This window comes from Faecalimonas nexilis (assembly GCF_059731825.1).
In genome coordinates, this window is sequence record NZ_AP029189.1 from 3,397,997 (window position 1) to 3,411,475 (window position 13,479).

Here is a 13,479-nt window from a genome sequence, read left to right on the forward strand (position 1 = left end):
AATTTCATTACAATAAACAATGATTCAGTTGAGATGTGCCAGTCCTTTTCAGACTGGAACGTCTCGCACAACCTTTGGGGTCTGTGACCACATAGCTGATATATTTTCCCATCTGCATCAGATTCGGTTTTACATAAAACCGGGTCTTTCCGGAGCCAGATCCGCCAATTACAATCACGTTCTTGTTCCTTGCAAATTTCGGATTCTTGGGTCTGCCGTTCATAGTCAGCCGTTCGGTCATGGTAAGGAGAATATTGTTCTCAAATACCGGGTCGATAAAGGGTGCAATGTCTTTTGCTGTCCCCCATCTAGCCGAACCATACTCCACTCCCTGCCGGAACTTTTTGGCATTTTTCCCTTTTAGATAAACCATGAGCTTCACTCCCACGGCTCCGGTCAGCCCAACCAGCAATTTATTTTTATGCATACTTGGAAGAATCCTGCTAAATGCCAGCTGGAAATTCAGGACTAACACTATCAGTCTTTCTATCATGGAATCACCCACACAGTATTGGTACAACCATGCCAGCTTATTTCCCACATAAAAGATCACGATATACGGAAGATTCATCAGAACAGTCCGAAGCAGCTTATGTACATCTACTGGCGGTAATCTCTCCAGGTATCCTTTTCCTACACCAAGCAACTTCTGTAATCTGCTCATAATGACGGCTCCTTCTCCTTTCCTTTTGTTTTCTCCAGCTCTCTGTGCTTTGCAAGCGATTTAGTGATTGCCTGCTGTAACTTCTTCCTTACGGATGGTTTTTTGTCCTTATTCAGAGACTTACCCGTGTATTCCTTAAAAGCGGCAGTCATCACATCGGCATCCCTTGCCTTAAAAAAGACATAATATCTTGGCGGGTCCGCAGTCACATCTTTTTTCAGGCTGAAATCAATGCTGTACTTCTTTGCCACCCGTTCAAAAGACTTAATGTTTCCATCTGTGATCTCAATGTTGGACAGCTGTACATTCTGCTTCATCAGCTTATCCAGGCTCTGTTTTCCCTTGTAAGTCTTATCCTCCTTTTCCTTTTGGGGCTGTTTCTGGTTTGTTCTCTGTCCCTGCTGTTTTTTCTCCTGCTCCATCTTTGCAAGAGCCTTTACCATAGCAGCTTTCAGCAAGTTGGCAGTGACCTTACCACAGCGGATACAAAGTGAAACTGTTTTCTCATTCACTTCATCCTGCAATCACACCACGCCCTTTCTTTTCTCGCTGTTGTCTTAAAAAAGCTAAAACTTTCTCATAGCTGTCATACCCCTGTGCTATCAGCTCCTCACTGTATGCAAATAGTTCCTCGACAACCTTTCCGATTACGTCTCTTGCTACTCCATTTGCAATTCGGACAATCTGGAAATAATGTCCTTCTCCCACACACCATAAATAGATAGTTGCTTTCTTCTTCTGGCTTGTGGTATAAACTCCGCTTATCTCCACATCAAACCCATTTCCAAAATCTCTGTAAATACAGGTTTCCAAATCAATATCCTGTACTTTGTAATCACCACCCAAGCTGTCACACAGTTCTTGAATCGCTTTATCTTTCTTTGTCACTTTGATACCTCCTTTACTTCCGGTTTAATCTTCACTTCCGCCATATATATCATGCTGCACCAGTGCCGAATAATAATTACTGATTGTAAGTGGTGCATTATACAGCACAGTAAGAAGATACTGCCGGATATTGATCACCTTACTGGTATTCTCCTTCAAGCATTTCAGGACAAACCGGATGTGTTCAGAATTTAGTTTCAAAAACTGACTTTTAACCACATCCTTTGGCTTTCTGTCCCCACCTATACGTAGCATTTCCTGTTCGGAACAGACAGTATCCACAATCAGTTCCACAATCTCGTTCAGCATATCCCGGTTATACACATCAACCAGATATTCATACCCAATGTTATTCAAGATCATCTGGTGATATAATTCTCTTTCCATTCGTTTCCTGTGCATTTCTTCACTCTCTTCAGAATAGAAAGAAAGATACTCAGTATCACTCCTATCAGTGTCACTTATTTCAGTCTTATTATCCTCAGTATCATTACCCGGCATTTCTGACATATCTGTACCTGTCATTTTGGCATTTCCAGAAATGTCATTTTGACGTGTCTGGATATTCCTTTTATACATATCCTGTTGCGTACATTTGCGTACATAAATCTTATCCGGTCTGCCTAACCCCTGCCGTATCCTCGTAATCAATCCAATTCCTTTCCGACTGTCAAGCTCTGCTAACAGATTCCCTACCTTTTTCAAGCCACATCCCATCATGCCGGAGATCTGCTCCTGGGAAAAATAAATGTATACCTTTCCCTCTTCATCCAGCCACCGGTTCTTTATAGATAGCTGCATACGGTCAAGCAAAAGTCCATAAAGCAATTTCGCTTCACAGGAAAGGCTCTTAAACTGCGTATTGGTAAAAAGGACTTTAGGCACACGGTAAAAAGAATAGGACTCCGCTTCTTCACCATAATGATACGGAAATTCATATGTATTATCCTGTGTCCCGATGCTCCTTCACTTCTTTCATAGCCTTCACAATGCAGTAACCCAGACAGGGAGTATGTTTTCCATAAGGACAGCCTTCACATGGCTCCCAGTGAGTTACCTTCCTGCGAAGTGGCGGAGAAGAAATACGCTAAAAACATTCTTTCCTTTTGCATTTCTTTCTCCCGGCACTAAAGAAGTAACAATACGCACAGTCCGAAGGCTTATCACTTGCATACCCTACTTCTGTCATCTTCCTGCTCCTTTCCTTCTTTCAGCTTGTTATACTGTTCATCGGATTCCTTTCCAACTCTTATGCAGCAGTATAAAACAAACCCATATACCAGGAATACGATAATCCCTGCAATGATCAATACTGTTTTCATCCCATTTCTTCTCCCTTCACTTTTTTATCAGTATTGGCAAAAAGGGCATCTATGAAACACTTGTCCATAAATGCCCTCTTCCTCTTTAAGAAATCTTAGGATCTCTTATTTTTTCTTCTTTTTGCGGAGAATCACAGTACCTCCAACTCCTGCCATTCCAACTCCTGCAAGCAGGATCCAGAAAAGGATTGGTGTGTTATCTCCTGTCTTCGGTGAAGTAGATGTCTTTGTTGTCTCAGTATCTTTTGTTTCTGGTGTTGATGTTGTTTCTGGTGTTTCTGGTGTTTCCTCTGGAGTCTCTGTTGGTGTTTCCGTCGGCTTCACCTCATCCTTCATCACTACTTTCTGGATCTCTCCTGTATCTTTTACTGTAAACTTCACATCTTCTGCTACCAGGTATCCATCCGGTGCAGTCTCTTCCCGAAGTGTATATTCTCCAATCGGAAGCATTTCAATATAGTGTGGTTTTCCCTCAGATGTCCAGCTCTCTACTGTCTTTCCATTTTTATCAAGGATTGTCAGTTTTGCTCCCGGCAGTTCCTTACCAGAAATATCAATCTTGGAAATCTGCACTTTTGTCACATCATCCTTCATTTCCACCTTCTGTACCTCACTGGTATCTTCAACCGTAAAGGTAATGCTCTCTGCTGTAACATAGCCATCCGCTGGAAGTGTCTCTGTCATGGTATACTTCTTACCAACTGTCAGTTCTTTAATGATATGTGGCTCTTTTCCGGAAGTCCATTCATCCACGGTATTTTCACTTTCATCGGTCACTTTCAATTTTGCTCCCTCAATCTCTTTTCCATCCGTCAGAGATGTCTTGGTAAATTCTACGGTTGTTTCCTCATCTTCAAAAGTAAACTCATAGGAAAGAGTCTCTTTTTCAGCCCCACCATACTCAAAAGTAAACTCCTGTACCTGATCTGTGGTCGCAAATCCCGGTGCTGGTGAAGTTTCCTTCACATAGTAGGTATGACCAAGAGGAAGATCCGCAGTAAAGGTCAGTTTTCCATCTTTATCTGTAGCCTGTTCCTCAATCACCGTATCCGCTTTCAGGATCACATCACCTTTTGCATTGACAATATCATCCTTATTGCACAGAGCAAATACGGCTCCTTCCAGTACACGGTCAGAATCTTTCGCTTTTTTCAGCACTTTCACTTCTGCCTTCTGACGTTTGTTCTGCCAGTCCGCAGAGTAAGTAACTTCCGCAGTATTCTGATCACGGTAAGTCAGGTCAACCTCACGAGTTTCTCCATCAAGGACATAACCGTTTGCTGTCTCTTTCTCTTTGACATAGTATTTGCCAAGAGGAAGATTGGTCAGTTTTGCCACACCAGTCTCATCCGTTGTAATGGTTGCTACCAGTGCATCCTTTTTATAATAATCCTCACTCTCACCATCAGCCGCTTTAATATCCTCTAAGGCATAAACTTCAAAAGTAACCTCTTTCAAGGAACCAGAGAAATATTCAAACAGATGCTTGAGCCAGCCACCAACGGAATCCAGTGCAGATACTTTGTCCAGGAACTCACCTTTTTTATTGATGATCAGTGTTCCAGTCGGTACGTCATCTTTCATTTCCACCTTCTGAATTTCTGCAGTATCCTCCACAGTAAATGTGATCTCTTCTGCCATCAGATAACCATAAGGAGCCATTTCTTCACGAAGTGTATAAGTCTCCCCGGCAGTCAGTCGCTCAATCAGATGTTCTTCCCCTTTTACAGATTTCCATGTATCTACCACATCTCCATCTTTATCAAGCACTGTAAGAGTGGCACCGGAAAGTTCTACTCCTGTAGTAATATCTGACTTCTTGAATGTTACTTTTGTTGGCTGGTTCTTAAATACAGATTCCAGTTTTACCACTTTCACATCCTGTCCCTGATATTTTGCAGTTACTTCCAGTGTCTCAAATGAAGATACATAACCGGCAGGAGCCGCAAACTCTTTGATATAATAACTTCCGAATGGAAGATCAAGTTCAAACACTGCCTTTCCATCTTCATTGCTGACTGCTTTTCCAAGCAGAGTGTCTGCTTTCACAACTACTTCTCCATGAGCAAGAATATCTTCCTTTGCATAAAGTCCAAATTCTGCACCTGCTACAACCGTCTCATTTTCTGCATCCTGTTTTACTACGGATACTTCTACCTTCTGGCGGTCATTCTCAAAAGCAGCTGTCTGCTCGATCACTGGTGTTTTCTGGTCTTTGTAAGAGAAAGTAACGGTCTGTGCCTCTTCGTTTAACACAAAGCCCTCTGGTGCTGTCTTTTCGACAACCTTATACGTTCCAAGGGGAAGGTCAGCAATCTGTGCTTTTCCGTCTTTATCGGTCGTAACCGTTCCTACTAATGCTCCAGAAGCATATTCCAGAATACGGTTGCCCTGGTCATCTTTCTGGAAATCCGCTGTGTAAATATCCTCAGCTGCATATACTTCAAAAACTGCACCTTCCAGATTTTCTTTCTGGTAAGTGAAATCGTCCTTAAATCCATTCAGAACCTCACCCTGTTTTACGATGTTCAGTTCCCCTTTGACCGGATGATTTTCATATACGATCTCAATGATGACATCGCCAGAAGTTCCGTCCATCTGATATGCTGTGTTGGAATCTACATTCACCTCATAGTAATTCTCATTCAGAGTATATCCATAAGGTGCGTTTACTTCCTCAATGCGGTAATGCCCGATTTTAAGATTCTGCGGAAGGATCAAATATCCCTGCTCATCTGTAAAATAGGATTTATGTTTTACCGTAGTCGGATAAGTCGTTACCTGCTCCACATATTTCTCAGTGTCGATGTTGAAAATCTTGAACTCTGTATTCTTCTGAAGCACTGCTTTCTTTGTCTCATCGTCCTGTTTGATGATTTTCAGCTTCGCTTCAAACTCTTTATCCAGCATCACTCTCCACACCTGCGGAGTGCCTGGATGGTTCTCTGTAATCTGCACAATAAAATCATCTACCGGAGTATAGTTATGCGGAGTTGTTGTCTCACGGACAATATACGTTCCATAAGGGATTGCAATACTGCAGGCATAACCTTTCTTGTCTGTAAAGATTTCTGTTGCACCGTTTTCTCCGATTACTACTGGTTTGGCGGAATCAAAATCATAGCTGCCATCTTCATTTACTTTCAGAGAAGATACCAGATAAGCGGTAAATCCTGCCCCTTTCAGTAAGTCTGCATCGGTCTTTCCATTGTTCGCTGCTTTAATGATCTGGAATGGCTGTTTCATCACCTGCTCCAGAGACAGACAATCACGTTTTACTTCTGCTACAAGGTCCCCCTCGTAATTGCAGACCAGATCATGTTCTTCCTCATCTGCCAGATAACCGGTTGGAGGAGTAATCTCTTTTACATAGTAATTTCCAAGATATAATCCATCCACAGAAGCCTGTCCATTCTTATCTGTCGTAAGAGTGGCAACCTGTTCTCCTGCTTTATAGACCACACCAGTCGCACCGTCCGGATGCACAATGTCCTCACGGGCATAAAGTCCGTACACTGCTTTTTCCAAAGTGGCATCGCCCTGTGGAACTGCCTTTTTGTTTTCTTTATCCTGCTTCTGCAAAGAAATCTTAGCTGTCACACGCTCATTTTTGAATGTATGCTTAAATGTCTGTTTTGCCTCTTTATCATTTGTATATGAAAGAGCAAACGTATAAACATCTTCTGTGTTTCTCACATAACCTTCCGGAGCCTGCACTTCCTTCACATCATAAGAAAATCCAAGCGGCAGGTCTGCTGTAAACTTTGCTGTACCGTCTGCTCCTGTTGTCGCTTTCTGGATCAGCGTACCTTTCTTCACAACAACTGCACCATCCGCATTGGTAATATCACTTGCAGCATAAAGTCCAAAGATTCCTCCATCCAGAGGATTTTCTGTATCTTCATCCTGTTTTGTAACAATCACTTCTGCTTTCTGTCTGTCGTTCGTAAAGGTTGTCTCGGAGAAAACAACATCCACATTTTGTCCAGCATAAGAAAGAGTCACCTTCTTCTCCTCTCCAGCATTATAAAATCCTGTCGGAGCCTGCTTTTCCTTTACAACATATGTACCAAGATGCAGATTTTTAAGAACGATGGCTCCATTCGTATCTGTTGTCAGATTTTCTTTTACCAGATCACCCTTGCTGTAAACTTTTGTACCATAAGCAGTTTTAATATCTGCTCCGGCATACACATCGTAAACAGCACCTTTCTGTCTGCGTTTCTCATATTTAAATGTTGTACCGTTCTCTGTCACATCTGCACCAACCAATACCTCACCTTCTTTATAAACGGTAAGCTGTCCCAGCTGTTCTTCATCTGGAACTGTAACGGTTGTGGTCTTGCTGACTTCCAGTTTCACATTGTAAGCGGTTGCATTGACACGGTATCCGCTTGGAGCTGTAATCTCTTTGAGATATACGGTATCCTGTGTCTTAACAATCTGTACAGACGCTTCACCATTTGCATCTGTTGCCGGTAACTTTGTGAGCAGCTTCGTACAGTTTGCATCGCTGTATAAGCCAAACACTGCCCCAGCAAGCTTCGCATTCGCCTTGGCATCTTTCTTAATCACCTTAACGCTTGCGTACTGTACCCAGGTTACTTTAAAGTCCACATATTTCTCATCATCCACACCTTCACCAAATACCAGTGCTAAATCCTGTGAACCTGACCCTGTACTGATCTTATAAGCAGAATAGTCCTTGGTTACACTTCCTTTCATCGTAGCTGACCAGCTTCCTGCAACATCCTGCACCTGTGTCAATGGTGCTGATAAATAAAACTTCGTTCCACCAATGATCTCTACGGCTTCCCCGGCTTTACTTGTCTTTCCGGTTGTTACATTATGAAGCTTCACGCCACTTGGAAGTTTCATCGTGATACTCTGTAGTTTGTCTGCCTTAAATGTAATCTCCTTTGTTCTCTGGCTGCTGCCATCTACATAAGCGGTTACATTTGCATCTGAAAAACTCATATCGACATCTGGAATCTCCGGCTGTGAAATACAGTAATTATACAGTTTCATAGCAAGTGTTTTTGCTTTGCTGCTTGCTCCGGAAAAAGCGGAATCCCCACCATTTACATAGGATGCAGCCAGATGAACCAGAATAAATCTGGCACCAGCACTTAAATTTCCATAACCGTTCTCTTCTGTAAAGAATCCTTCATCACCTGCCGCCTTCGTTCCATAATAACAAACCTTAGCTAGCTTTTTCCCATCACTCAGCTTTGTAATATCGTATGTTCCGGTTCCAGGACTGGATTTCTCCGGCTGGATACAATAAGCGGTTGCAGAAACATTTCCAAACTTCACGGTGTACTTATACGTCAGATAGCTTCCATACCCATAATCCGAATACTGATAGCAGGCTCCTCTGGTCACAGTTACTTTCTTGGTACTTCGGGTTGATGCTTCCCTTGCCATAAAAGTAACCGCTTCCCCTTCTTCCATTGAATAAAGGTCAATACCACTATCCTCTGCCTGATCCATTACTTCAGAGACAGTTAATCCAGACTCTTCATCTGTTGTAACTTCCTCCTCTTCTGGCAGATCGGTTACTATTTCCGTCTGCCCTTCTGCATCGGCATCTTCTTCCGCATTACCAGAATCTTCTGTCTCGCCAGCATTTCCTTCACCGACGGTATTTTCAGAAGTATTTGATTCTGTCAGCTGTTCTGTTTCCGGCTCTTTTACGGTTACATTTCGGCTGATACGATAAGAAGGATTTCCACTGACTGGCTCTACCTTATAAACTGTTTTATAGGTATCTGCCTGGTATGTGTCAAAATCATCTCCTGCCTCATTCTTCGCTTCATACAGCTCTACTTTCACTTTGGCATCATTGATTCCTTCAATACCGGAAAAATCCACCTTAATGTCAAAATCAGAACCATAATCAATGCTGTAATCATTGGCAGTTAAAATCTCATCCTCAGCCAGTTTATCTTTCACCGCTTCCAGTTCCGGATACTGTGCTTCAAAAGAAGAAGCTGCCTTTTCCGGTTCTGCTGCATAAGCAGTCATTGGCTGTGCCACAGCACTTGCAATCGTAATAACAGATAATACTCCAGACATTACTCTTTTCAATGTCCCTTTCATTCTCAATACCTCACTTTGCTTTATTTTTTCTGTTACCGGTTTACAGGCTTTCACCTGTCTGATACAATCAAATCATAGGCATCACCCCGTTTTAAATTATTTGTGCCAAAATCATTGCTGATGACAGCACAGTCATACGCCGGAACCTGCATAAAAGCGAAGCTCCGACGCATGGTCTACTGTCATCGCCCGGCGAACCGGGCATAACAAAAATAAGGATTGAGCATTTCCGATCAGAAGAGAACTTCCACTGGCCGCAAAATGCGTAGCTGAGCTTTCATCCTCTCCTGACCTTTTATTCAGTTATCAAGGTACGGCGGATTGGGATTAAATCATTTAGAAATGTTGTCTTGAATGACTTTGCCCTCTTTCCACTAATCACAGGCGGCAGAGGGCAAAAGGTCAGAAAAATTTCAAAAAAATTTTTTAGAATATAAATGCTATTTAGAATTGAAAATAAACTTACAGGGAAACTGCTTTACACATGCAGCTTGCCCTTCTCATTTTACTTATCTTTTTTTGCCATCTTCATCATAATTTTTCTCTATTTTATTAAGAGCATATTTCAATATTTCTGTTACGGCATTTCTCTTTACTCCATTTTCCTTTGCAATCTGTTTATGTGTTTTCTGATTCCAGTAAAATTCCTGAACTACTTTTTTCTGCTTATCACTAAGTACACTCATCATCTCTTCTGCAATCTGCTGACGGTTCACACGTTCTTCTACATCCATCAATTCATCTTCCATTCCTTCAAAATCCTCAGAAATGCCATTAAATGAAATGCAGCGTCCCCGATCACGGGTAGCCAGATTATGTGCCAGCCGATCCTCGCCAATCAGCATCAGACGCAGATACCATTCTTCCTTTTCAAAAAAGCTTTCCTCTAATTCACAGAAATACTTCTTCTCACGAAGTCCTGTCTCTGGATTCCAGGTATTATACTTCTCATCTTCCTTTCTCTTCTTTTCTGTCACAGAAGAATAACCATAACCAAGTTCCAGATTTACCGGGAATACCGTTACTCTGTTTCCGATGCCATAAACCGCATATCCGGACTGATATACGATAATATGTCCCTCATTCACACCTGCTCCTGTTGTTTTATGAGCAACTACCGGTGATTCCCCCGTACGAAGCTGCTTCGGTGTAGGAAGTTTCTCTCCTCTCTTTGGTGTGTCGATCAGTTCTTTCAGTGTTCTTAATGTCAGCATAATTGCCACCTTTCCCGCAGGAACCGGTGACAAAAAGAAAGGCAGCTAAGCTAAATAGACCCCGATTCCGCTAATTTTTTTTATTAGCGGAACCGAAGCTCCAGCCTGCTGCCTTCTGTATGGAAAAATCTGCTGCACAATCACAGTGCTAAGATTCAACCAGCATTATTTACTTCTATTTACTACTGATACGGTATCCGTCTTATTCTCTTTTTCTTTCTGACGGATTTTCTTTAATACATCTGAATAATCACCAAAGGCATCGTAGGGACACCTGCGGCGAAACTCCAATTCTTCCTGAGTCATGTTCTGGCCTCCTTATTTCAGCACCTCGCTGTTGGTGATTTGATTATAAAATAAACATCTTTGTTTTTCCCCGGCAGATGTGTGGAAATCCTCATACTTCTCCCCACATCTGTGGAAATAAAATTTTGTACAAAAAAGCACCTACTCATTTTTATAAGTAAGTGCTAAACCTAAATTTTTAAAGACTTGCCAGATTATCAAGCATGGATTCCACCATTGATAATGCAAACTTCTTTTTATTCTTATCTAATCTTTGTATCTGGAAGAACAAAGACACTATTTTACTATCGGGTTCTGGTACTTCTAGATCTTTAAGTAATTCATATGGACTTGCTTTTAAAGCATTTACAGTTTTTGCAAAGGTATGTACATCCATCGTATTCTCTGCATTTTCATACCGGGATACTGCATTAGAGCTTTTTCCAATCTTTAGTCCAAGCTCTTCCTGCGAAAAACCACTTTCCCTACGTTTCTCACTTAGAGAATTGCCAAACGCAATTCTTTCATCCATGTTTTTTTCTTTCGTAGACATGCAGTACCCCCTTTCTTTTATATTTTGGGAAATAAAAAAGCCTGAAATAAACAGTAATCTCCTTACATACTAAAAATGTGCATAGTAAGACCCAAGTTCCAACTATGTAAAATCATCCTCAAGTATGTATATTGTACTGTTTATTCCAGGCTAAATATTTGTAGTCTTATAGAAATAAACTTTTCCTTATGTAAATTATTAATTTTTCTTAACATACTGAGTTTATCACAAGAAATTATTTCTGTCTACTTTAATTATCCATTTTTTGGTATAAAAACGCAAAAAACCGACAAAACACTATGCTTAATCGCTATGTTGATAATATATAGGTATACTATCTCCATAAACTTTCTGCATATGTTTTGCCGGGTTCCTGATGTTTCTGTGCCATCTTCAACACGTTCAGCAAACTCTTGAATATCTATGCTGCATCTGAAGAATCCAACCGTCTAATATTACAGATTCACAGATATTCTCATTTCATGCTTATTAAATTGTATCAATATACTTTACTGCTATTCTGATTCTTCCGTATCCCGGAGAACCCCTACCAGATGTGACATATACATCTCCAGACGGTCAACTTCTTCCTTTGACCGCTTCTTGCTCATATCAATGCCAACGACAACTCCTACATCCGCAAATGCAGTCAGATCTCGATGGCATCTCTGACAACGTACTTCTGAATAAGTAAAAATGCTTTTCTGGTTTACTTTGCCGCATACCGGGCATGTAACAAATAATGGTTCTTTGCTCATCAATAATCCTCCAAGTAATATCTACACAAACTATCACTCAAACGGATAAGGGAAATGAAAACCGTTGATGAGTTAATAACAGGCGATTCCGTCACACCGAAGCCATGCCACCTGCTATATAATCTTCCCCTGGGATTGGCTCTGACAATCTCATCGCAACTTACACCTGCTGCCATCCTTGTCATCTACTGCAATGACTTAATCACATGGACAGCAACACCCTGAACAGTACAATTCTGTGTATAAATATCCGGATACTTTTTATTCTCCGGATGCAACCGGACACACCTTCTTTCTGTATCAAGGAAAAACCGCTTCAATGTCGATTCATTATCTACAAGAGCAACGACAATATCACCCTCAGAAGCTGTACTCTGCTTCCGGATCACAATCATATCTCCACTGTTGATACCTGCTCCGATCATAGAATCTCCACTAGCCCGCAAGATAAAGAACTCTCCTTCTCCAAACAACGAAACAGGAAGAGAAACATATTCCTCAATGTACTCTTCCTCCAGCTGCGGCATACCACAGGATACTGACCCAAGTACTGCCGCTGGCTTCGTAAGTAGAGATATTTTATTCGTTCTCTCAGTAACAATCTCCCCATTGCGGTAGCTTAACATTCCTCTGTCATTCATAGCAACAAGGTACTTGTATACTGTACTCTTGACTATACCGAGCGCATTTGCGATTTCGCTGGTATAAGGTGAACGATGATTCAGCAACTGAAACTGTTCTGCATAATCCATAATCTGCTTCATTAACTCTTCGCTCTTATGCCGCATCTTTTCACCTTACCTTTCTATCGGAAACGATACGTTTCTGATAGAAATTATTATACCGAACATATTTTTGTAAGTCAATATATTTTTCTAATTTTGCCGAACATATTTTCTCTTATTCATCCTCAAATTCCATCTCATTCATCTCTGGAAAGTCCAGCAACTCTGCTACCGTCATATTGAATCCCATAGCAATCTTACGCAAAGTCTTTAACTTTGGATTCTTCGTTTCTCCCCTCATCATACTATTAAGCGTTGATTGTGTAATCCCTGACAATGTAGCAAGTTTATTTGTCGTTATCCCTCTCTCAACACACAGATCAGTCAATCTCTTTATTATGGCATCTGAATACGTCATGCAAATTCTCCTTAAATCACAATATATATTCAGTATAAAGGATTTCCTCTTCGTTTATTAACGGTGTACCGTTTACATTTTCGTAAACTGATGATAAATTAACGTTATACCGTTATTTACTTGTACAATTTTAAGGAGGAATTTATCTAATGAGCAAAAAAGAACAGAAACAAAAAAAGAATCTCTATAAAGCACTTACAGAATATTTCATTCATAATGTTAAAAACAGTCTGTCATCATCAGAAAGTATTCTGGATCAGATTACCTCTTTCCGCATGGAAACAGGATTACCTGCCGCACTCAGACAAGATAAAAAATATCAAAAAGCTCAGAAAAAATGCAATAAAGCCAATGAAAAAATACAGGATTTAAATCTAACTCCCCAGCAATGGGATGCGGTTGATGCCGCTATCACTGCTGAAAACATTTCATCTATAGAATATATACGGATTGCCTACAAACAAGGAATCATTGATGCATTTTCTTTTTTACGAGAAACAATATAATATTTTCATGTTAATCTAATCATTCATAAGCAATAAAAGACTAT

Annotated in this window: 12 protein-coding genes and 1 pseudogene; 1 reads left to right on the top strand and 12 read right to left on the bottom strand. The window is 40.9% G+C overall.

Going from position 1 to position 13,479, the window contains the following annotated elements; genetic code table 11:
* Window positions 1-70: 70 nt before the first annotated feature.
* From AC6I5B_RS16815 to AC6I5B_RS16870, 12 genes and pseudogenes are all read right to left on the bottom strand, one after another.
* Window positions 71-664 (bottom strand): annotated as a pseudogene (locus AC6I5B_RS16815) (type IV secretory system conjugative DNA transfer family protein); the annotation flags it as partial.
* On the bottom strand, window positions 661-1,188 hold the full coding sequence (locus AC6I5B_RS16820; protein WP_004612923.1) for a PcfB family protein: 528 nt from the start codon (window positions 1,186-1,188) through the stop codon (window positions 661-663). The gene AC6I5B_RS16820 and the pseudogene AC6I5B_RS16815, both read right to left, overlap by 4 nt.
* The gene (locus AC6I5B_RS16825) at window positions 1,178-1,552 is read right to left on the bottom strand and encodes a hypothetical protein (protein ID WP_004612924.1); all 375 of its coding nucleotides are present in this window, start codon (window positions 1,550-1,552) and stop codon (window positions 1,178-1,180) included. The genes AC6I5B_RS16820 and AC6I5B_RS16825 overlap by 11 nt, the downstream gene beginning before the upstream one ends.
* 24 nt (window positions 1,553-1,576) lie before the next feature.
* Window positions 1,577-2,437, bottom strand: coding sequence for a DUF6017 domain-containing protein (locus tag AC6I5B_RS16830; RefSeq protein ID WP_004612925.1), 861 nt, complete (start codon window positions 2,435-2,437; stop codon window positions 1,577-1,579).
* Between the two features lie 278 nt (window positions 2,438-2,715).
* The gene (locus tag AC6I5B_RS16835) at window positions 2,716-2,874 is read right to left on the bottom strand and encodes a hypothetical protein (protein WP_004612927.1); all 159 of its coding nucleotides are present in this window, start codon (window positions 2,872-2,874) and stop codon (window positions 2,716-2,718) included.
* 105 nt (window positions 2,875-2,979) lie between these two features.
* Window positions 2,980-8,976: a SpaA isopeptide-forming pilin-related protein gene (locus tag AC6I5B_RS16840; protein WP_044987288.1), complete on the bottom strand. Its 5,997-nt coding sequence runs from the start codon at window positions 8,974-8,976 to the stop codon at window positions 2,980-2,982.
* 509 nt (window positions 8,977-9,485) lie between these two features.
* On the bottom strand, window positions 9,486-10,190 hold the full coding sequence (locus AC6I5B_RS16845; protein WP_270608237.1) for a sigma-70 family RNA polymerase sigma factor: 705 nt from the start codon (window positions 10,188-10,190) through the stop codon (window positions 9,486-9,488).
* A gap of 165 nt (window positions 10,191-10,355) precedes the next feature.
* Window positions 10,356-10,496: a hypothetical protein gene (locus AC6I5B_RS16850; protein ID WP_497773467.1), complete on the bottom strand. Its 141-nt coding sequence runs from the start codon at window positions 10,494-10,496 to the stop codon at window positions 10,356-10,358.
* Between the two features lie 178 nt (window positions 10,497-10,674).
* Entirely contained in the window at window positions 10,675-11,028 is a 354-nt protein-coding gene (locus AC6I5B_RS16855) for a helix-turn-helix domain-containing protein (RefSeq protein ID WP_118617855.1), read from the bottom strand.
* Between the two features lie 515 nt (window positions 11,029-11,543).
* Window positions 11,544-11,786 carry a hypothetical protein gene (locus tag AC6I5B_RS16860; RefSeq protein ID WP_118617854.1) on the bottom strand — a complete coding sequence of 81 codons (243 nt, stop codon included), beginning with the start codon at window positions 11,784-11,786 and terminating at the stop codon, window positions 11,544-11,546.
* A 185-nt stretch (window positions 11,787-11,971) separates the two neighbouring features.
* Window positions 11,972-12,574, bottom strand: a complete 603-nt coding sequence (lexA, locus tag AC6I5B_RS16865; protein WP_118617853.1) for a transcriptional repressor LexA — start codon at window positions 12,572-12,574, stop codon at window positions 11,972-11,974.
* Window positions 12,575-12,686: 112 nt separating this feature from the next.
* Window positions 12,687-12,929, bottom strand: a complete 243-nt coding sequence (locus tag AC6I5B_RS16870) for a helix-turn-helix domain-containing protein (RefSeq protein WP_118617852.1) — start codon at window positions 12,927-12,929, stop codon at window positions 12,687-12,689.
* A 149-nt stretch (window positions 12,930-13,078) separates the two neighbouring features.
* On the opposite strand from AC6I5B_RS16870, the gene AC6I5B_RS16875 reads away from it, so the two are divergent.
* On the top strand, window positions 13,079-13,435 hold the full coding sequence (locus AC6I5B_RS16875; protein WP_118617851.1) for a hypothetical protein: 357 nt from the start codon (window positions 13,079-13,081) through the stop codon (window positions 13,433-13,435).
* The last annotated feature ends 44 nt before the right edge of the window (window positions 13,436-13,479 follow it).